This is a genomic window from Lacimicrobium alkaliphilum (genome assembly GCF_001466725.1).
GTDB lineage: Bacteria > Pseudomonadota > Gammaproteobacteria > Enterobacterales > Alteromonadaceae > Lacimicrobium > Lacimicrobium alkaliphilum_B.
Genome location: NZ_CP013650.1, coordinates 3654275 through 3675426, shown reverse-complemented (window position 1 = coordinate 3675426; position 21152 = coordinate 3654275). Strand labels below are relative to the sequence as shown.

Here is a 21152-nt window from a genome sequence, read left to right as displayed (position 1 = left end):
AAATGCCCTTATACAGTTAGCAGGTAGAAACCTATGTTAGAAACAGTGATTGTGGTACTGATTATTCTGTGGGCGCTGGGGTTGGTGTCATCCTATACCATGGGCGGTTTTATCCATATTTTGCTGGTGCTGGCCCTGATCGTCATTGCCGTGCGGCTGATACGGGGTCGCGGCATCTGATTTGCACCCTGTTATTGCGTTATAGTATCGCCTGATCATTTTAATCAGGGATACTGTGTTGTGAATATCCTTATTCTGGCAAACCGGGATCTGGCCAGTAATCTGGCCCTGAATCTATTGTTGCCGCGCCTTCAGAGACATAATCTGAGGGTGTTTTTATCTTCACAGGTGGGTAAGCCCGGTGCGTTGCCTGAGCTGAAACGACTGAGGTTTTTTGAGCTGTCGCTGTGTAATCAGCTGATTTTCCCTCATTTACCAGCCCCGCCACAGCGGCCCGGTAAATACTGCTCCTTTTCCCAGTTTGATTCGATGTTGAATCAGCCAGTGGCAGTGATGAATCAGATTAATTCAGAGCAAGGTCTTAGCCAGATCAGGGCTCTGAAGCCGGATCTGATCTTAAGTATCCGCTATGGCGGCATTCTCAAAGACCCTTTGATAGCGATACCTGAATATGGCGTGATTAATCTTCATTCCGGTCTGCTGCCCGATTTTCGCGGGGTGATGGCCACATTCTGGGCCATGTTGAAAGGGGAAAAAGAGATTGGCACCACCTGCCACGTTATCGAAGATGGTCGTATCGATACCGGTGGCATCATTTCCACCAGTCGCCTTACAGTGGAGCCTGATAAGTCGTACCTGTGGCACGTGTTACAGCTTTATCCGGCAGGTTGTGAACTGTTAGTCAGTGCGGTGCAGCGCATTGAACAGGGCCAGGTACTGGTATCAGAGCCACAGCCACAGGGCGGCCAGTATTTTAGCTTTCCTGCCAGGGAGCATCTGGATGCCTTTTCGCAGAGGGGCCTGAAACTGGTGGATGAAGAAGAGGTAATGGAATTTCTTAAGCAGCATTACTATTGAACGGCAAAAAGCCGCTTTAAGCGGCTTTTTGTACTGGTTTAATGCAGCGTTGGCAAATAGGCATGAACGGGTTTTGGGACCGCCTTCATTACCAGTTCCCGTACCTGATGCCAGAAGGCTGAGAGCAACAACAAAGCGCTACCCAGACAGATACCGGTGAGGGCAAAATTTAACTGCACCATGCCAAAGGTATCGAACAGCTCTGAAAGGGCATAAAGCACATAACCCAGAGCCGACACCATTAAGGCCCGGCGATCGACGGTGATGGAAACCAGTGCCAGAAGTCCGTACACCGCCATTACAATCAACATATTATTCAAATCTGCCACGCCTTCAAGGATACCCATTGCTGAGAACAGTGGATGCACCAGCATGGGGGCCGCCAACAGATGCAGCCAGAATGCCACATCAGAGCGGCGGGTAATCCGCGCCTGGTCTGATGCATCCCAATACATGGCCAGGCCAAAGGCCAGTAAACCGCCAGTAAAGACCATTTCCTGAACCCAGTTATGCAGAAACAGGAACTGGCTCATCAGTAGTCCCACTACCGCCAACATGGTGGCGGCAAAGGCTGCGGCGACGGTAACCGGCACGCGGAATCTCCGCCAGTGCAACCAGCCACCCACAGCGGCAAGCAATCCGGACAATGCAAAGACTTCCGGTTGTGGATTGTCGGCGAAAAGCAAAGGGGTGGCGATTAATCCACCTAAAAAGCTCAGCAGCAATCCGATAGCAGGTAATGCCATTTTGCGGCGGCGTACGAAAACTTCGGCCAGACCCCATGACAGCGCTGAGAAAGCCAGGGCACCTGCGAAATGACCGGTATACTGAGTCAGCCAGCCTGCTGAGGACAGTACCAGGGCGCAGGCAATCACCACAAAAATATCGTTAAAACCGGCGATGAGCCGGAAATTTTCCTGATCCTGACGCAACTGATGTCGTTGCTGGTTGATAAACTGACGAAAGTGATTGACGGACTGTTCGGTCAGCACGCCCTGTGCGCTGGCCTGGTTGAGATCTTCATCGGTGTACATAGTTGATTCCTTGGCTGTTGTGATAATCGGTGTTGTGTCTTCTAATCAAAAACAGCAAAACCTGAGCCAATAAAATATTTCATTAAAAACAAAGGGTTAAAAATTCACTACCTCGGGGAGTTCGTGTTTTTCACTAAAGAGTCGAATAATTAACCAATCTGAGGCAGATTAGTATTATGCGTCCTCACTGCAGTGTATTTATGCAGATCTTTTGTGATATTTCACAAAATAATCATCGGTTTAGGTGATTGTTCTATCGTCAAAAGCTATGCTGTCCGTATAGGCCAGTGAGATTCGAGTCACGGAAAAATCTATTGTGAAAGCCTTCATTGTAATGCTGTTGGTATTCAGTTTTATGGCAACAGCCAGCGAGATCCTCTGGCTGAGGCCGGACTTTCCGCCTGGTACTTTTGTAAAAGGGCCAATGAAAGACCAGGGCTATAATGATCTGACCCGGCAATTTCTGGCCCGGCGCTTACCTCAATATCAACATAATGTTCAGACTGCTGGCTATGAGCGCATCATTAAGCTGATGCAGGAGCATAATGTTTGTATTGTGGGGCTGTATAAGTCACCACAGCGGCAGCGTTATATTCTGTATTCAGAGCCACGGGGTGTCGTGTTACCTAATGGTCTGATTATCCGCGCCGCAGATCGCGAAATATTCAGCCCCTACATGACAGAGCAGGGCGTTGATCTGTCCTCGTTGATGAAAAACCCGGAACTTATAGGTGGTGTGGCAGATGGGCGCTTATATAAGGGGCCCGTAGACAGTGAGCTGGCGAAGCATCAGAAGACCGAACACTTGCTCCGGCGCTCCGGTGCCAATGTCTTTTCTGATTTGCTGAAAATGCTCGATCTCAAACGCATCGATTATACCTTTGGCTTCCCGGTGGAGCTGGTGTATCAGCAGAGATTAGGCACAATCTCACAGCAAATAGCGTTTCTGCCCATTGAGGGTATGCCGCAGGCAACACCGAGTTATATTGCCTGTAGTCGCAATAAATGGGGGGAGCAGGTGATTGGTGATATCAACAAGGTGTTGCGGGTGCATCGTCTGTCCCCGGAGTATCTGCATGCCTACCAGCAATGGCTGGATACCGGCAGTCGGTCTTTGCATCAACAGATATCGGAAAAGTATTTCGCTCGTTAACCGGGGTCAGTCTGAGGTTTTCGCCCTGACTGTTGCCGGGCGGCGCAGATGCTGGTAGAGGCTGTCCAAAAGCGTATTCTGGTAGTCCGAGTGGTATTGCCAGAACATCACGCCCGCCAGGTTTTGCTGTAAAATATACTGGCTTTTGTGGCGTAATGACTCCGGGTCTTCGTAACTAATCAGTATCTTCTTTCCCTTATGCCAAAGCCATGGTGCTTTGGCAACATCATCCCAGTGGCGCACGAATCCTTGTTTTTCTGTCAGCTGGCTGCGCAGGTTTTTGTAACTTCCGCCGCCCAGTTCAAGGGTGCTGGCGTTGCCGGGCTGAAACATGCCGTGGTTGTCGTTGTTGACCTGCATCCAGATGCGGCCATAGAAGGGAACTCCCAGCACCAGTTTAGCGGCCGGTACGCCGACACTAAGGTGTTGTTGTACCGCATTGTCAGCTGAGTTGCGGGAGCTGTCCATAGGATGACTATACAAACCGGCGTGATGTCCGGTAATGGCGCCGTCGGCGGGAAAGTTGTAGTCATAGGCCATGATATTGATGTAGTCGAGGTACTTGTGCCAGTCCTGCAGTTTGGCCTTTTCCACATATTTTCCGAAGCCACCACTGGCGATGGTTAACAACAGCGGACGATTCATTTTCTGCTCTAATTTATCCAGCGCCTGGCGTAATTGAGCCAACAAAAACGTGAAGTTCTGACCATCTTCTGCACGAAAAGGGTTTCCGGCACCGGGCAGACCGGGATATTCCCAATCAATGTCCAGACCATCAAGCTGATGACGACGGACAAATTCGACGGCACTTTGGACAAAACGCTGAACGGATTCCTGCTCGGCCGCCAGGTCGGAGAAGGTATCAGACCAGGTCCATCCGCCCACAGAAGAGAGAATTTTAAGGTCGGGATTGCGGGCCTTCAAACGTTGCAATTGCCGGTAATTCTGCTCATCAGACTCAAAGCCCTCAGTCAGTTTGCCCTCTTCAATCCTCGAGAACGCATAATTAATATGAGTCAGCTTCTCCGCCGCAATAAGGTCGGTATCAAGTGGCGCATCCGGACTAAAAATATAGCCAATGATAACTTTTCCGGGCTTGTCCTGTTGGCTGCTATCTGTTGCATTCGATGAATATGAGCACAGTAGCAGGACAGTTATACTGAATAATGAAAATATGGTACGAGTGAACATAAGCATCCTTTTCTGATTTTATGTTTAATCCGTTTGTGTCTGAATGGCCAGTATCTGGCGTATCAGGTCTTCCCCGGCGCTAAAGCACAGGCTGTCTTCGGTCAGGGTATTTTCACGGGTGACACCATCCACACTGCCTTTGTCTGACAGGTATTTCAGAATATCCAGTGGCCTGATGGCACTGAGCAGATCTCTCTGTTTGAGTTGCCCCAGCAGCGCAAGAATGCCGTAAGCCGCCCAGTTGGACACATCGGCCAGAATCAGCTCGTCGCACTCTGTACGCGCCGGTACGATATCCAGTTCCTGCAGGGCACTAAAGATTTTACCCATACCAATTTCATTGCCGCCATCACCGATGCCAATAGTGGGGCAGGGGGCGTCGATAACAAAGTAATCGAAACAGGCGCAGCGTTCACTGATATCTTCACCACGCATATTGTGGTAACGGCCATTTTCAGCCAGCCCCGGTCGCTCAATAGAGATCACCAGGCTGGGTTTAAGCGTTGCTAATAATTCACTGGTTTCCCTGCGCGCCTGTTTCAGGGCATTGACTTGAAGCCTGATGGCACGGAAATCTTTTTCGATTGCCGCAAACAGCGGATTACCGCAGGCGATATAAGGTGTAAAACCGAGTGGCTCCAGCGCCTGATACAAGGCAATGGCCCCAACCGGGCCGTCAGTTTCGAAGGTATGGGTGACGGGAAAGCCGGTGCCGATAATCACCGTGCCGGAATTATTGGCAAGTAACTGTGCACTGCGCAGCAGGTAGCCGGGCGTCAGATGCTGACGCAGAGGCTGCATACCGCGCAGATTACGCTGCACCAGTAGCGCCTCGATTTTCTCACTTAAGGCCTGCAGCTTACTCATGCCGGTGTTCCAGTTGTTGTAAAATTCGCACCAGCCTGGCGTGGTGTAAATGCAGCAGATTGTGGGCCTGTTCGATACTGACGGGTTCAAAGGATATTTTTGTGCCCGGCGCCCATTGTGCGAGCAGGGCGCAGTCTGAAGAGAGTACCGAGCCCAGTTTGGGGTAGCCGCCTATGGTCTGGCGATCATTTAACAGCACAATAGGTTGTCCGTCAGCAGGCACCTGCACGGCGCCTAAGGCAATGCCTTCAGATAACATGCTGCGCGAACCTGACGAAATCGCCGGACCGGATAACCTGTAGCCCATACGATCGGCCTGGGCGCTGATGTTGTACTCGCTGGTAAAAAAACGCTGGCGGCTGCTTAAGGGGAAATCTGTGAACTGATAACCTGTTACCAGTCTCAGGGGGCGCATCGTCCCATAGTCGGGAATGGCGGATTCAGGCAGCGAGCGGCAACGGGTGGACGCAGCAGATTGACCCACTGCCAGCTTGTCTCCCTGTTGTAGCCTGGTGCCACCTAAACCGCCAATACCTTCGCGCAGTACCGTGCTGGTACTGCCAAACTCTGGATCCACCCCGAAACCACCACTGACCGCAATATAGTTGCGCAGGCCCTGCTGTGGCTGGCCCAGTTCAATAGTCTGATCCCGTTTAACCTTGTGACTCTGCCACAAAGGGGCGGTTTTATTGTCAATTTTCAGGTCGGTGACGGCTCCGGTGACGGCGATCAGGCAATCGCCGCCGGTTTTCAGACTCAGGCCGCCTAAGGTGGTTTCAATAAGAGTTGTGTTGGAACTATTGCCCACCAGTGCATTGGCCAGATTAAAGGCAAAGGGATCCATGGGGCCGCCGGTGGTCAGGCCCAAATGAGCCTGACCGAAGCGGCCGCAATCAGTCAGAAGCGACAACAAACCGGGGTTTTCAATCACAAATTCATTCATTCAAACGCCCCCAGCTTGCCACCGAGACGCAGAAACTCGGCTTTATCAATAGCATAAAACTGCACTTTATCGCCGACCTCCACCGGCATCGGCGGTTGCGCCGACTTGTCGAACATTAGTTGTGGGCACAGACCAATCAGGTTCCAGCCGCCAGGTGAGGGGGCCGGATACACCGCGGTCTGGCGATCGGCGATAGCAACTGCTCCTGTTGGCACTTTTTTGCGCGGGGTGGCCAGCCTGGGTGCGGCGATACGTCCGTCCACTTCGCCTAAGTAAGCAAAGCCGGGTGCAAAACCAATGGCGTAAACCCGATATTGGCTTTGCTGATGCAGTTCAATCACCTGCTCTGTGCTCAGCCCGGCATTTTCTGCCAGCATCGCCAGATCCGGCCCGGATTCCTGGCTGTACCAGACCGGCAGTTTCACCAGTTTGCCACTGTCGTGACCGTCTTGCTGACTGAGTTGTCGGCTGAGGATCTGTTGCAACTGGCTGCGAACCGCAAAATGGTCGGTCAAAAGTGGCTGATACTGCACCAATACAGAATTGTATGAGGGAATAAGATCTACCAGTGTTTCACCGAGCGCCGTTTTGATTTGTGGCAGCAATGCAGCGATAGTGGCGGCCAACTGAGGGCTGGCCTGACTGTCCAGATAGAGGATCAGGGCGCCTTCACCGGCGATGTCTATACGAGGGAAGTTTGTCATCGTGGCAACAGATCCCGGATTTGTTTTACCATGGCCACCGCATGCGGGTTATCACCATGCACACAAAGGGTATCGGCGTTAAGACTGAGCTTTGCGCCGCTGGAGGTGATCACAACCCCTTCACTGGCCAGTAAGCTGACCTGTTCCAGGGTTTGTTCTGAATCCAGCACCGCATCGGGCAGACTGCGGGGGCTGAGGCGACCATCATCAAGGTAGCGGCGATCGGCAAAGGCTTCGAAGAGCAGGCTGACGCCGGCTTTTTCGGCTTTTTCTTTGTAGTTTTGCGCTTCACTGGTGGCCAGTAGCATCAGCTTCAGTGACTGCGGGTAACGGGCGATGGCATCCAGCACGGCATCGAAGACCGCCTCTTTGGCCATCATATCGTTATACAGCGCGCCGTGGGGTTTCACATAGCTGATTTGCTGCTCCTGCACCGCCGCCATGCCCGACAGGGCACCAATCTGATAATGCAGCAGGTTAACAACCTCATCATGGCTGTGAGCCATGGAGCGCCGCCCGAAGCCCTGTAAATCGGGGTAAGCCGGATGAGCACCTATTTCAATATTGTACACCTTGGCCAGTGCCAGGGTATGTTGCATCACATCAGGGTCGCCGGCATGAAAACCACAGGCGATATTAGCCTGATCGATATAGGCCATGACCTGATCGTCCAGGCCCATCTTCCAGTTACCAAAGCTTTCGCCCAGGTCGCAGTTTAATAACATAATCAGCCTCTTAAAGTACCGATAATTTACTGTTGGGAATATCTGTTACCAGCATACAGCCGGGACTATGAGTAATGCAAAAGGGTGGTTTCGCCTGTCTTATCGCCAGTTGAGGAGTTACTCCGCAGGCCCAGAACACCGGCAGTTCGCCGTCCCTGATGGTGACCGCATCGCCGAAATCCGGCTTGCTGATATCTTTAATTCCAATCAGTGCCGGATCACCCAGATGCACAGGTGCGCCGTGCACCGCCGGAAATCTGCTGCATATCTGGATGGCGCGGATAGCCGCGGCAGCCGGCATCGGGCGCATACTCACCACCATATTCCCGCTGAAACGTCCGGCCGGGGTACAAGGCAGGTTGGTGCGGTACATGGGCACATTGACTCCCTCGGTGATATTACGGATCTCCAGCCCGTCGGCCAAAAGTGCTTCTTCAAAGGAAAAGGAACAACCCAGCATAAAGGTCACCAGATCATCGCGCCATACCTCCAGCAGATCCGGTACTTTTGCTGTGGGTTCGCCATGCTCAAACAGCTGATAGGCGGGCACATCGGTGCGGATATCCACGTCTTCTCCGGCATCACTGATAAGATAATCCCCAGGGCTGGCCGCCATACCAATCAATGGGCAGGGCTTGGGATTGGCCTGACAAAAACGCAGAAACTCATTGGCATAATCGGCGGGGATGATGGCCAGATTACACTGCACAAAACCGGCTGCCTGGCCTGAGGTATTGCCCTTAAACTTGCCCTGGCGTATTTGCTGGCGCAGTGCATAAGGTGTTAAGGATGAAGCAGATGCGACTAACACGACAAACTCCTCAGAAAAGTAGGATTATATAGGTATCCAGGATGGAATAAATTATCATAAACCGACAATGAATACTTTATCTTTCTGTTTTTGCAATAGCGGGAATAATCTATTATGATTTAGTTCTAGTGGCTATTTATTGTTCATTTGAGGACGATAAGTGGTACTTTCCAGTAGATTGCCCTCTCACTGGAGCTGCTAGTAAGCCGGTCATCTGACCGGCTTTTTTTATGCGTCCGGTAAACCAGCTCTCCGCCCGTGTGAGAGCAGGGAAACTCACCCCATCAACCAGAAAAGCAATATTCACCACAGAGACACGGAGGCCACAGAGGTTTTACGGCTTGTATTCCCCGCGTCTTTGCGCCTCAGCGAGATCGATATGGGTGCCTCCCGGATTCCGCTTCGCTGCATCACAGGCTACGGAATCATGCCTTTGGTTATTTTAGTGTTCTTGCTGGTTGAAGGCTTTTAACCACGAAGGACGCGAAGAGCACGAAGAAAACACAGCACCGTCATCCTGATGAAAATCAGGATCTGTTTAGGTCGGCTGAGTCTTATAGTGATCAGAGCATGGATCTCGCTCAGAGTCGCAGCTTTCAGTTTCTGAAAACTGGAAGCTGAAAACTTGTCTGAGTCCGTGTTCTCTGCATCTCCGCGGTGCGATGCTTTTCCTGTGTTTAAATCCGATCTCGCAAGGCGCAAAGCCGCAGAGAAATGCGGGATGGGCGCTATAGAACCCCCGCGCCTCAGCGTCTCTGCGAGAGGCAATTATAAGTTCGTGATTTTAGTGTTTTTCGTGGTTGAAGGCTTTTTACCACTAACAACACGAAAAGAATAATTCACCACAGAGTCACAGAGAGCACAGAGAAGTGGAGGGCATTAAACCGGTAATACCTCTGTGTTCTCTGTGCCCTCTGTGTTTAATCGGTTGTGCCAGAGAGGCTTACCGGCAGCTGGCCGGTGGCGCTGATTTTGCCCGCCAAAAATCTGGCCAGAGACTCAAAGGCCGGACCATGCACCTGAGGGCTGGCTTCGGTGCCCGGTACCACATGGGTATTGTAACCATAGGTCGCGAGCACCAAATCGGCCTCAGGGGCAAGCTGACTGATTTCATATGGGGTGCGCAGACTGACAAAAATAACTTGTTTACCGGCAGCTTTGGCCCCGGCAATCTGCTGTGGGATTAAGGCCTGCTGGTCCTGATGGGCCAGCGCTTCAGCCTGCACCAGTTGCATATCTTCCATACCGCCGCGCTCCACGGCACTTTGCGCCGGCGTGATACTGGCGACCAACAGAATATCGGCATCCTCCATCTGCTGGTTATCCTGCTCTGGCAGATAGGTTTGCATGCTGGTACAGGTGATACTGAGATCGCTGAGATGTCTTTCCAGCGCCTGTTGCATGGCCAGGCATTTACTGCGATCCGGCATCAGAAGGTGCAGCTTCTCAGCTTTAAGAGGCAGACTGATATCAGCTTCGCCCACCTGAGTCAGCGCCGCATCAGATAATGCCTGCTCCACCGCCAGATGGTCAGGGTGGCGCAATATGCCTTTTGCCTGAGCAACCTGCTGCTGTACAGACAAAGACCCGGTGCTGATATATTTCTGTTTAAGGGCCTTTACCCTTGCAGCAGAGACGAGGATCTCATGTTTATCCAGTTCGCCCTCTTTTACAGCCTGTACAACACGGTCAATCAGCCTGGGCAGTTGTCTGAGCTCCGCTGGGGTATGCAGCCTGACCGGCATCAGCACCAGATCGGTGCCGGCTCTGAAGGTCTCGATGGTCGCCTGAGTGGGGTCAAAAAAAGCGGCGATACCGGCCATGTCCATCGCATCGGTAATGATGACACCCTCAAAGCCCATATCCCTGCGCAGCAGATCCGTGAGTATGGCCCGTGACAGGGTCGCGGGTCTGAGCATCTTCTCACCGCTGGCATTTTCAATTTCACTGCTGTCCAGATGCGGATACTGAATATGGGCGGTCATGATCATATCCACCGCGCCCTGCTCTATGGCGTAACGAAAGGGCAGCAGGTCTACCTGCTCTATGGTCTGGCGATCGTGTTCAACCCTGGGCAGGCCGGTATGGCTGTCTACTGCAGTATCGCCATGACCGGGAAAGTGTTTGAGGGTGCCTGCCACACCCTGGTTTTGCATCGCCATCAGCTGAGCCAGTCCCAGCTCGGCAACCTGTTGCGGCTTTTCGCCAAATGAGCGTACGTTGATGACCGGGTTATCAGGATTCACATTCACATCGACTGTGGGCGCATGATTGACATTAAAACCCAGTGCTGCCAGTTCTCTGCCCAGTACCTCGCCGCTCTTTTGGGCAAAGTACAGGCCGTGCTCAGGGAAGGTTGCACCGATGGCCATATTACCGCCGAAGGATGTACCAAGGTGGCGGGGAATGCGCACTACTCTGCCGCCTTCCTGATCAATGGTGAGCAGCAGCGGTTCGCCCGCCACGCCATTTAATGCGGCCTGCTGTAAGTCATGATTAAGACGAATCATCTGCTCAGTGTCGGTGAGATTATCGGCAAACAGTATGACGCCACCTATGCCGGTGCTGCTGATCAGCTCCGCCAGTTGGGGGGGCAAAGTGGTCATCGGCTTTTTGCAGGGAGGTTCGGCGGGCTGCTGCTGGCAGAAATAGCGCAGATCGATAACAATTTTCTGTGCAATGGCCCGGCGCAGTGTGTTTTCTTCGGTTTCTGTCATAGTTTTTCCGGTCCCGGAGCAGGCGGTAAGCAACATTAACCCCATGGCTGCAACCAGTGCATTAGTCTTTCTCCACCTGTCTTTAAACATAAAAGCCCTTAGTAATCATAATATTAATGTGTTTTCATAAATCATTGTCGACCTCTGTAAGGCCACAGCAAGCAACAAAATAAAACTTTTTCTGGTAAAAGGAATTAATTATTCATTAGAATAGGATTCTATCAATATAAAAAATTACAGCAACGCTTAATCGCTGATAAAGTGAAAGTTGCAGGCTAAGAGGTATTTATGCAAAGCCAATTTGCCTGGCAGGACTGGCTGGTGTTCATCGCTTATTTTCTGGTGATGGCCGGTACTGGCTGGTATTACAGTCGTAAAAAAGCCGCGACCACCGCCGATTATTTTCTTGCCGGTAACAGCATGCCGGTATGGATGGTGGCAATTTCCGTACTGGCCACGGCGCAATCTGCGGCGACCTTTCTGGGAGGGCCGGATCAGGGCTATCGCAATGACTTCAGTTATCTGGCCACCAATATTGGTGCCTTTATTGGTGCCTTGTTTGTTGCCGCCTACCTGATGCCGAAGTTTTATCAGGCCCGGGTGACCACGGTGTATGAAATGCTGGAGCAACGCTTTGGTGCTTCCGCCAAACGACAGGCCGGACTGATGTATCTGTTCGGGCGGGTATTTGCCAGCGGTGCCAGGCTGTATCTGGCCGCGATAGCGGTTTCCATGATCCTGTTTGCCGATATTCAGGCCTCCAGTGTTATTACCTCGGTGCTGATTCTGACGCTGGTGGGGCTGGCGTACTCATTCGTTGGCGGGATTCGCTCGGTCATTGTCAGCGATGTGATCCAGTGTACTGTGTATGTGGGTGCGGCGTTGTTTGTGATCTACTTTTTGTATGCGGCTATACCGGCGGATTTTGGTGAAATTATTCAGGCTCTGCGTGAGCCCCATGATCGCGAGCTATCGAAATTGACACTGCTCGACTTCAGACTGGATTTTACCTCATCAGGGGTGTTTACCTTCTGGTCTGCCATCAGTGGATTTGTATTGCTGAATATTGCCGCCTTTGGCATGGACCAGGATATGACCCAGCGTATGCTCAGCTGCAAGGATGCCAAGAAGGGCGCCTCGGCACTGATTTGGTCAGTGGTGCTGGTGATTCCGGTAATGGCACTGTTTATTATCATCGGCCTGTTGCTGTACATCTATTATCAGCGCCCGGATCTGATGATGTCGGCCGACGGTCAGTCTGTGGTACCTACCTTTGAGGGCGAGCAGGTCACTATCTTTATGTACTACGTGCTCAATGAAATACCTGTTGGGGTGCGTGGGCTGGTAACGGTAGGTGTAATTGCCGCGGCGCTGTCGACCCTCAACTCCGGCCTTAATGCCATGTCATCTGTACTGGTTCAGGACTTGTACCGGCCGATGATGCAAAAGCTCAAACCCCAGCATCAGGAAGGTCACTATGTCTGGGCCGGGCAGATGGGTATGGTGGTGGCCGCTGCGGCACTGGCGGGTATGGCAATATTGTGTTTTTACTGGCAGCAGTATTCTGATATGCCCTTGCTGGCCTTTGCCCTGAGCGTAATGGTGTTCTCGTACAGTGGCCTGCTGGGAGTGTATTTTACCGTGCTCTTTACCCGCAGGGGCAGCGCCCGTTCTGTGTTACTGGCATTGTTAAGTGGCTTTTTTGTCACCTTAGGCCTGCAGCCCTATATTCTGGGCTTGCTGTTGCCACAAGATATGCAGTTTGAACTGGGTTTTACCTGGCAGTTGTGCATTGGCACAGCGGTCGCCTTCGCGGTTTGTCTGGCGGGTAATAATAACGCAGATTCGGCTGTTGTCGGATCTCAGGGAGCGGAGTCATGAAATCGGATTATATTCTCGGGGTCGATGGCGGTGGCAGCAAAACCACTGCCAGGCTGGTGCATTTAGCCAGCGGAAAAAGCTGGGAGGGACGGGCCGCCGCATCCTCTTTATCACTGGGGCTGACCCGCTCGGTGGCGGTTATTTTAGAGCTGGCCAGGGAGCTGGCATTCAGGGCCGATTGTGAACTGGAACAGCTCTGTGTGGTATGTGGTCTCGCCGGTGCCGGAGAAAGGAGTCTGGCCAATCAGGCCCATGAGGCGATGGAGTCTTATTTTGCCCGTCTTGAAGTGATGACCGATGCCCGTACTTCAGCCTACGGGGCCAATGGCGGGGAGCCGGTGGCCGTAGTGGCATTGGGTACCGGTTCAGTGGCCATGCTGCTGGACGAGCAGGGTAATGAAACCATGATCGGTGGATGGGGACTGCTGGTGGGTGATGAAGGTGGTGGTGCCAGGCTTGGCGTCAATGCTATCAATGCCATGCTGTGGGAACTGGATACCCTGGGACAACCTGAGTCAGAGGTTGGAAAATGGTTGTGCAGTCAGCTTGGTAATAACCGCTCTGCGATTCTGTACTGGTTACGTCATGCTACTGCGACGCAGTTTGCCGGCCTGGTGCCAGGTATTATTGAACGCCTGGAGCGTTGTCAGCAGGCAAAAGCCCTGTTTGAAAGCCATATGCAGGCGGTTGAACGACTAATCAGTGCCACTGGTGAGCATCTGCCCGTAGTCCTTACCGGAGGACTGGCCCAAATCAGTGCCAGACACTTAAGTGAGCCATTGCGCGCACGTATTATTCCAGCCAGAGGAAATTCTCTGGATGGGGCCTGCATTCTGGCCGAGAGCCTGATGCAGCCTTCTTCATCCGCTCTTTTGACAGGAGAGTCTGAATTATGAGTGAGAAAGGCAATGACTGTATCCAAACAGAATCAGTGTTGTTGCAACAGTTAGATACTATGGTGTCAGAGGGCCGTAACCCCGACACCCTGGATATTGATTTACTTAACACCGAAGCCATATTGCAGAAGATTAATGCCGAAGACCAAAAGGTGGCGCAGGCGGTAGCTGTTGCCATTCCGATGATCGCGGCGGCCGTGGACAAGATTGTTGAGGCCTTCGCCAAAGGCGGGCGATTAGTCTATATCGGAGCCGGAACCAGCGGCCGTCTTGGTGTACTGGATGCCGTGGAGTGTCCACCCACATTCAGTGTGTCCGACCAGCAGGTGATAGGCATTATCGCTGGCGGTGAAGGTGCCATGTACAAGGCGGTGGAAGGTGCTGAGGATGATCCGGCGCTGGCCATAAAGGATTTGCAGGAGATAGATTTTGGTGCCGATGATGTACTGGTGGGGATTGCTGCCAGTGGCCGCACCCCTTATGTGGTATCGGCGCTGGAGTATGCCCGCAGCAGAGGTGCACCGGCTATTAGCGTGACCTGTAATCCTGAATCTGCCGTCACCCAAGCGGCCGATATCGGTATCTGTGCGCTGGTGGGACCGGAGGCCCTGACCGGCTCCACGCGGATGAAATCCGGCTCGGCACAAAAAATGATCCTGAATATGCTCACCACGGCCAGTATGATCCGCAGTGGCAAGAGTTATGAGAATCTGATGGTGGATGTTAATGCCAGCAATCAGAAACTCTATGCCCGCGCTATTCGTATTGTGATGCAGGCCACTGACTGTGATCATCAGACCGCCCGCGACGCCCTGAGCAATACAGGCTATAAGGCCAAGCTGGCGATACTGCATGTGTTGACCGGTCTTGACCAGCAAGCCGGTCAGGCGTTGTTGGATCAGCAACAGGGCTTTTTGCGCCGGGCTGTTGAGCAAGCCAAAGGAGATGCAAAATGAAGCTGTTGCGCATGCCGCATCTGGCAAGTGGGTTGTTGCTGATGATCAGCACCATATTGCTGGGCTGTACGGACAGTAATACCGGGACACCGAAGTTACAAACCGGGGCCGCCCAGACCGAAGCCTGGTTGCCGCTGCTTAAAGATAAACGAGTGGGACTGGTGGTCAATCAGACTTCCAGAGTAGGTGAACAGCATCTGGTGGATCTGTTGCTGGCGAATCAGGTTAAGGTGCAGCGTATTTTCGCCCCTGAGCACGGTTTTCGCGGTGACCATGATGCCGGTGCCAAAGTTGATAGTGGCAAAGACAGCAAGACGGGTATCGAGCTCTACTCAATCTATGGCAAGACCCGCAAACCTGAGCCAGAGGCTATGGCGGATCTGGACGTGGTTGTTTTCGACATTCAGGACGTTGGGGTGCGCTTTTATACTTATATCAGTTCCATGCACTATATGATGGAAGCAGCCGCCGAAGCAGGGATTCCTTTTGTAGTGCTGGATCGCCCCAACCCCAACGGCGACTATGTTGACGGGCCGGTTTTGGAGCCTGAGTTTGCGTCTTTTGTGGGGATGCATCCGATACCCTTGGTTCATGGAATGACAGTGGGTGAACTGGCGCAGATGATTGTGGGTGAGAGCTGGCTGGAAACCGACAGGTTTCTGGACCTGAAGGTTATCCCCGTAGCAGGTTATCAACGGGATATGACTTACAAGTTGCCGGTTAAACCCAGCCCCAATTTACCTAACTATACCGCTGTGCGTCATTATCCGTCGCTGGGCTTTTTTGAGCCGACAGTGGTCAGTATTGGCCGGGGTACTGACTTTCCGTTTCAGGTTATAGGCCATGACAGCATTTATCTGACCGAGGGGGAAGCCTTTTCCTTTACGCCGCGCTCCATACCTGGCGCGTCGACCCATCCAAAGTTTGAGGACACCCAAATAAAGGGCATGGATTTGCGCGACAAGCCTGCTCAGGGATTAAATCTGAGTTATCTGCTGGCCTGGTATCAGGCATTTGCCCGTCAGCAACAGCCCTTTTTTACCAGTCAGAGCTTCTTCGATAAGCTCGCCGGCACAGATAAGCTCAGAAAAGCCATGGTGGCGGGCGAAACAGAAGCGCAGATCCGCGCCAGCTGGCAAGCGGACCTGGAGGCCTTTGTTAAGGCCAGACAGCCCTATTTGCTGTATCCCTGAGGTTAATATCGATCTCGCAGAGGCGCAAAGACGCAGAGGAATACGGGTTGGTGTAAGGCGAGGTATCCCCGGATTCCGCTTCGCTGCATCGCGGGCTGCAGGACCATGTTTTGTTCGTGCTTTTAGTGTTTTTGGTGGTGAAGGCTTTTTAACCACGAAAGGCACGAAAGACACGAACAGAAGGTCATTTCACCGCAGAGACGAGGAGAAGTAAAAATGATTAAACCCTTTATACCTCTGTGTACTCTGTGCCTCTGTGGTTAATTTCGGTTTTCGAAAAAGACGCTGGATGCCCGATAACAACACTCGGGCATGACAGACGGTGAAAATTTGCTTTTGCTGAGGTCTGCAAGCTGCAGACTGATAACTTGTCAGCGGTTTTTATGCCGGTAGTGTTGTACCGCCTTATTGGAGGCTTCGAGCATCTTACGGCCCCGGCCTGAGGCCTGGGTCAGCAGAATAAACAGGGTGTCGATAACAAACTCCTGGGCGGTGCGGGCGAGAATCGAAGAAAGGCGGGCTGAGTCTTCTTCGGAAACCGTATAGAGCCTGGCATTAGCCAGTTTGGATATGCTGTTGTGACCATAGCCGGTAAGGCTGATGATGGTGCAGTGATTGGCTTTGGCCAGCTCAGTGACCGCTACTTCTTCGCGGGTTTCGCCGGATTCACTGATCACAAACAGCAAATCTTTGGGACCATAGTTGGCGACATTGGCGAGCTGAATATGGTTGTCACTCTCGGCCACTGCTGCCATACCGAGCTTTTGCAGTTTAAAAGAAAAATCCCGGGCCACCAGAGCCGAACCGCCGACGCCGCAGATCAGTATGCGATTGGCTTTTTGCAGCAGGGTTTCGGCTTTCTCGTAGGCGCCTTGTTCGTTAACCGCCCTGGTATTGGTCAGTACCGAGACTTTACTGGCGAGCAGTTTTTCGCCGACTGCCTCAAAGGGGTCGTCCAGAGAAATCTGGCCATGCAATGGCGGGTGAGACTTGTCCTGTTGGGTACGCAGGCTGTCATTAATGGCGAATTTAAAGTCCGGATAACCCTTGTACCCCAGTTTCTGAGTGAACTTGACCACACTGGACTGGCTGACACCCACCTGTTGCGCCAGTTTTTGCGAAGACAGGTTGCGGATACTTTGTGGTTGCGCCAGTACATAGTCTGCCAGAGCCTGTTCACTGGATGAGAGGTTATCGCGCATGGCATTGATTTTAATAAAAGTCGACATGATTCAATGGTTGGAAAAATAAACTATTCCATTCATTCTATGGTATTAAGAATTTTTAACAACATACTTGATGGATTTCGGGTATTTCTTCACAGGTTGAGTATTGATGCAGTCACAGGCTGAAGCGAATCTGACAGAAGCACTTCCGGCAGCATTTTATAACGCACTGAAAGCGTTTCTGCCTGCAGATAATCTTATCCGCGACCTGGCCCGCAGACTGGCATTCAGTGGCGATGCCAGTTTTTATCGGCTGACCCCGAAGCTGGTGGTCAGGATTGATAATCTCATTCAGCTCAGCCAGTTATTAAAGCTAGCCAGTGACCATCTGGTGCCGGTGACCTTTCGGGCTGCAGGAACCAGTTTATGCGGGCAGGCGGTCACGGATTCGGTGCTGGTGACGCTGTCTGAACACTGGCGCGGTGCAGAGGTGCTGGAGCAGGGTACGAAAATACGTCTTCAGCCCGGGGTGATCGGCGCCCAGGCCAACCGCATGTTACAGCCCTGGGGGCGTAAAATAGGCCCGGATCCCGCTTCTATCGACAGTTGCAAGGTTGGCGGTATTGCTGCCAACAATGCCTCGGGAATGTGCTGCGGTGTGAAGCAGAATAGCTATCACACCCTGTGCGATATGACCCTGGTGATGGCAGATGGCACAGTCCTGGATACCGCAGATGTAAAGAGTGTAACAGCCTTTGAGAACAGCCACGGCCCGTTACTTGATGGTCTGCGGGTGTTACATGAGCAGGTCAGACAGGATCAGGCACTGGCAGAGAAAATACGCCATAAGTATCGCCTCAAAAACACCACAGGCTATGGCATTAATGCACTGCTGGATTTTGAGCAGCCGCTGGATATGCTTAAACATCTGATGATCGGCTCCGAAGGCACCCTGGGGTTTATCGCCGACATCACCTACCACACCGTGATTGATGAAGGTCACAGGGCAACGGGGCTGTTTATTTTTAAGGACATAAAACAGTGCTGCGAACTGGTGACCCGCCTGCGGGATACTCCGGTGACGGCTGTTGAGCTGATGGACGCCAGAGCGCTAAAAAGTGTTGCCGATAAACCGGCCATGCCGGCGGGGGTGGCAGCGCTGGAAGAACGCTCTGCGGCGCTGCTGATTGAAGTCACCGGCGAGGATGAGCAGGCCCTGCATGCTCATCTGCAGCAGGTGAATGAGGTCATCAGGCCATACAGCGGCGAGTTGATTGCCAGTGTCGATTTCAGTGAGGATAAGGTCCGCAATCAACAGTTATGGGCCATCCGCAAGGGTACTTTCCCGGCGGTAGGTGCGGTGCGGGCATCGGGTACCACTGTGATCATCGAAGATGTGGCCTTCCCTGTGGCAAGGCTGGCGCAGGGCGTAGCGGCACTGCATCAGTTATTTCAGGCTCATGGCTATAACGAGGCGATTATTTTCGGCCATGCTCTGGAAGGTAATCTGCATTTTGTGTTCACTCAGGCTTTTAACAGCGAAGATGAAATCCGCCGTTATGATGGTTTTATGCAGGCGCTGAGTGAGCTGGTGACAGCAGATTTTGGCGGCTCGCTGAAGGCGGAACATGGTACCGGGCGCAATATGGCGCCCTTCGTAAAAATGGAATGGGGCGAGGATGCCTATGGTCTGATGGAGCAGATTAAGGCCCTGTTTGACCCCGATGGCATTCTTAATCCCGGTGTGATCCTCAACAGCGATAAAAAAGCCCATATACGCCATCTCAAACCTATTCCGGCGCTGGATCCTGAACTGGATAAATGTATCGAGTGTGGCTTCTGTGAGCCGGTGTGCCCCTCTAAAGATCTGACCCTGACGCCCAGACAGCGGATTGCGCTTTGGCGACAGATGCAGGGGGGGCAATTCAGCCCGGCGCAAAAACAGCAATTGCAGCAGGACTATCAGTACCTTGGTGTCGACACTTGTGCCGCCACGGGGCTTTGTGCCCAGCGCTGCCCGGTGGGCATCAACACCGGCGATTTTATTAAGCAGTTGCGGGCACAAAAGCCCAAAGGGCAATGGCTGGCAAGGCAGGCAGCGGAGCATTTTGCCGGCACGGCGGTGCTGGCTCGTTTTGCACTGCAATCAGTAGGCTTAAGTCGTAATCTGCTCGGCGATAACAATACCGGGGCGGTGTTTAAGGGGCTGAACAACATCTCCGGCGGAGCGATCCCCAGATGGTATCCGGCGTGGCCTGTTGCGGCACGTCAGTCAGAGGCGGAGACCAGTAAAGCGGCATCAACGGGTGCTGCAGTGGTATATTTTCCTTCCTGTACCAATCGCATGTTTGCCACGGATACCCAGGCAGAGGATCAGCGCTCATTACAGCAGGTTCTGGCTTCAGTGCTGGCAAAAGCCGGCTTTCGTCTGCTGGTGCCGGATAATATTAACCAGCTTTGTTGTGGTACGCCCTGGGACAGTAAGGGCTTTAAGACCATCGCCGGTGACAAAACGGCTCAGAGTCTCGCTGTTCTGGCAAAGCTGGCTCAGGATGAGGATTTGCCTGTATTGATAGATGCCTCACCTTGTGCACTACAACTGAAACAGTCTCAGTCCAAACAAGAAGGGCGTGCACTGAGATTGTATGAAACTGCCGAATTTTTATACCAGTTTGTGTTACCCAGGCTGGATATCAATCCTCAGCAGGAGCCTGTCACACTGCATATTACCTGTAGCAGCAGACGGCTTCAGAGTGCACAGCACCTGCTTGCCCTGACCCGGGCCTGTGCGCAGCAGGTCGTGGTGCCCGAAGATATCTATTGCTGCGGTTTTGCCGGTGATAAGGGCTTTTACACACCTGAGCTTAACGCCAGCGCGTTAAAGGATTTAAACACACAGATACCGCCGGGCTGCAGCCAGGGCATCTCCAATAGTCGCAGCTGTGAAATAGGTTTGCGGGAGCATAGTGGTATCGCGTTTCAGTCGGTGGCCTATTTGCTGGATAAAGTCAGCAGCAGAAAAGCAGGATGGCAAGGCGATGACTTCCCGCGGTAAAGCGGGAAGTCTGCTGATAAAAATATCAGGCCTTATTGGGCACAATACGCAGCTCTACACGACGGTTTTGCTGACGGTTCTGATCACTGGTATTGGGTACGGCGGGCTGAAACTGGCCCATGCCCACAGTAGTAACTCGGCGCGGATCGACGTTGCGGGCGGTGAGATAGTTACGCACCGCATTGGCGCGGGCCTCGGATAATACCTGATTGCTTTGTGCATTACCGGTATCATCGGTGTGGCCTTCGATCATCAAGGTGGTTTTTTCATACTTATTCAGGACATTGGCGACATCATCAAGAACTCCGTGGAACTGGGAGGAAATAGTGGCACTGCCGGTGGCAAAAGTGATCTGGCCTGGCAGTTGCAGCCTTAGTTCGTTACCTTCTCTGTGTACAGAAACACCACTGTCAGCCAGTTCTTCACGAAACTCCTGCTCCTGTTTATCCATGTAGTTACCAATAGCCGCACCGGCCAGGGCACCCACGGCTGCCCCCCATACATAGCGGCTTTTGTCATGATCTCCGGTTCCTTTGCCCAGCAGAGCTCCGGCTACCGCCCCGATACCTGCACCTTTTTGTGTATTGGTGGCATTGGAAGCACAGCCTCCGAGGATTAATGCAGAGAGGGTGAGCGCAATAATACTTTGTTTCATGATCACTTCCTGAGAGTATAAAGAGTGTTCAGAATACCTTGTGTGACTTAATCCAGCCTGAATAGGACGGCAAATACCTGAGATACGCCATTTATTTGAAACAACAGCCTGAATTTTATTTATTATTCAGCCATTCTTAGCGATAGCAGGCACCCGTTATGCAACAC

General features: G+C 52.4%; 18 protein-coding genes. 8 read left to right on the top strand and 10 right to left on the bottom strand.

From position 1 onward, the window contains the following. Nucleotides 1-33: 33 nt before the first annotated feature. Together AT746_RS19860 and AT746_RS16580 are read left to right on the top strand one after the other, a co-directional pair. Complete coding sequence (locus tag AT746_RS19860; protein WP_156413723.1) at nt 34-180, top strand: lmo0937 family membrane protein; 147 nt, start codon at nt 34-36, stop codon at nt 178-180. 60 nt (nt 181-240) lie between these two features. Then, nucleotides 241-1038: a formyl transferase gene (locus AT746_RS16580; protein WP_062482624.1), complete on the top strand. Its 798-nt coding sequence runs from the start codon at nt 241-243 to the stop codon at nt 1036-1038. Between the two features lie 38 nt (nt 1039-1076). Here AT746_RS16580 and AT746_RS16575 read toward each other — a convergent pair whose 3' ends face one another. Next, the gene (locus tag AT746_RS16575) at nt 1077-2072 is read right to left on the bottom strand and encodes a hypothetical protein (RefSeq protein WP_062482621.1); all 996 of its coding nucleotides are present in this window, start codon (nt 2070-2072) and stop codon (nt 1077-1079) included. A gap of 316 nt (nt 2073-2388) precedes the next feature. On the opposite strand from AT746_RS16575, the gene AT746_RS16570 reads away from it, so the two are divergent. Next, nucleotides 2389-3225 carry a TIGR02285 family protein gene (locus AT746_RS16570; RefSeq protein WP_062482616.1) on the top strand — a complete coding sequence of 279 codons (837 nt, stop codon included), beginning with the start codon at nt 2389-2391 and terminating at the stop codon, nt 3223-3225. A gap of 6 nt (nt 3226-3231) precedes the next feature. On the opposite strand, the gene AT746_RS16565 is transcribed toward AT746_RS16570, so the two are convergent. The 7 genes from AT746_RS16565 to AT746_RS16535 all read right to left on the bottom strand — a co-directional run bounded on the left by AT746_RS16565 (nt 3232) and on the right by AT746_RS16535 (nt 11183). Continuing rightward, a complete protein-coding gene (locus AT746_RS16565; protein ID WP_062482611.1) occupies nt 3232-4416 on the bottom strand; it encodes a glycoside hydrolase family 18 protein in 1185 nt (394 codons plus the stop codon). Nucleotides 4417-4440: 24 nt separating this feature from the next. Continuing rightward, entirely contained in the window at nt 4441-5283 is an 843-nt protein-coding gene (locus tag AT746_RS16560) for a DUF4392 domain-containing protein (protein WP_062482608.1), read from the bottom strand. Then, nucleotides 5276-6226: a biotin-dependent carboxyltransferase family protein gene (locus AT746_RS16555; RefSeq protein ID WP_062482605.1), complete on the bottom strand. Its 951-nt coding sequence runs from the start codon at nt 6224-6226 to the stop codon at nt 5276-5278. Before AT746_RS16555 ends, AT746_RS16560 begins: the two co-directional genes overlap by 8 nt. Continuing rightward, nucleotides 6223-6930, bottom strand: coding sequence for a 5-oxoprolinase subunit PxpB (gene pxpB, locus AT746_RS16550; protein WP_062482602.1), 708 nt, complete (start codon nt 6928-6930; stop codon nt 6223-6225). Before pxpB ends, AT746_RS16555 begins: the two co-directional genes overlap by 4 nt. Beyond that, nucleotides 6927-7655, bottom strand: coding sequence for a 5-oxoprolinase subunit PxpA (locus AT746_RS16545; protein ID WP_062482598.1), 729 nt, complete (start codon nt 7653-7655; stop codon nt 6927-6929). Before AT746_RS16545 ends, pxpB begins: the two co-directional genes overlap by 4 nt. Nucleotides 7656-7665: 10 nt before the next feature. Continuing rightward, nucleotides 7666-8466, bottom strand: coding sequence for a putative hydro-lyase (locus AT746_RS16540; protein ID WP_062482595.1), 801 nt, complete (start codon nt 8464-8466; stop codon nt 7666-7668). A gap of 920 nt (nt 8467-9386) precedes the next feature. Further along, entirely contained in the window at nt 9387-11183 is a 1797-nt protein-coding gene (locus AT746_RS16535; protein ID WP_231730958.1) for a glycoside hydrolase family 3 protein, read from the bottom strand. 288 nt (nt 11184-11471) lie between these two features. On the opposite strand from AT746_RS16535, the gene AT746_RS16530 reads away from it, so the two are divergent. Genes AT746_RS16530 through AT746_RS16515 form a run of 4 tightly spaced genes read left to right on the top strand, consistent with a single transcriptional unit; the run spans nt 11472 to nt 16109 of the window. Continuing rightward, nucleotides 11472-13064: a sodium:solute symporter gene (locus AT746_RS16530; RefSeq protein WP_062482591.1), complete on the top strand. Its 1593-nt coding sequence runs from the start codon at nt 11472-11474 to the stop codon at nt 13062-13064. Continuing rightward, nucleotides 13061-13960, top strand: a complete 900-nt coding sequence (locus AT746_RS16525; protein ID WP_062482588.1) for a BadF/BadG/BcrA/BcrD ATPase family protein — start codon at nt 13061-13063, stop codon at nt 13958-13960. The genes AT746_RS16530 and AT746_RS16525 overlap by 4 nt, the downstream gene beginning before the upstream one ends. Next, complete coding sequence (gene murQ, locus AT746_RS16520) at nt 13957-14916, top strand: N-acetylmuramic acid 6-phosphate etherase (RefSeq protein ID WP_062482584.1); 960 nt, start codon at nt 13957-13959, stop codon at nt 14914-14916. The genes AT746_RS16525 and murQ overlap by 4 nt, the downstream gene beginning before the upstream one ends. Next, on the top strand, nt 14913-16109 hold the full coding sequence (locus AT746_RS16515; protein ID WP_420480296.1) for an exo-beta-N-acetylmuramidase NamZ domain-containing protein: 1197 nt from the start codon (nt 14913-14915) through the stop codon (nt 16107-16109). Before murQ ends, AT746_RS16515 begins: the two co-directional genes overlap by 4 nt. Before the next feature lie 371 nt (nt 16110-16480). On the opposite strand, the gene AT746_RS16510 is transcribed toward AT746_RS16515, so the two are convergent. Next, a complete protein-coding gene (locus AT746_RS16510; protein WP_062482581.1) occupies nt 16481-17338 on the bottom strand; it encodes an SIS domain-containing protein in 858 nt (285 codons plus the stop codon). Nucleotides 17339-17444: 106 nt separating this feature from the next. On the opposite strand from AT746_RS16510, the gene AT746_RS16505 reads away from it, so the two are divergent. After that, nucleotides 17445-20330, top strand: a complete 2886-nt coding sequence (locus AT746_RS16505; protein ID WP_062482577.1) for an FAD-binding and (Fe-S)-binding domain-containing protein — start codon at nt 17445-17447, stop codon at nt 20328-20330. Nucleotides 20331-20355: 25 nt separating this feature from the next. On the opposite strand, the gene AT746_RS16500 is transcribed toward AT746_RS16505, so the two are convergent. Beyond that, nucleotides 20356-20985 (bottom strand): OmpA family protein, encoded by a 630-nt coding sequence (locus AT746_RS16500; RefSeq protein ID WP_062482574.1) that lies wholly within the window; start codon nt 20983-20985, stop codon nt 20356-20358. Between the last annotated feature and the right edge of the window lie 167 nt (nt 20986-21152).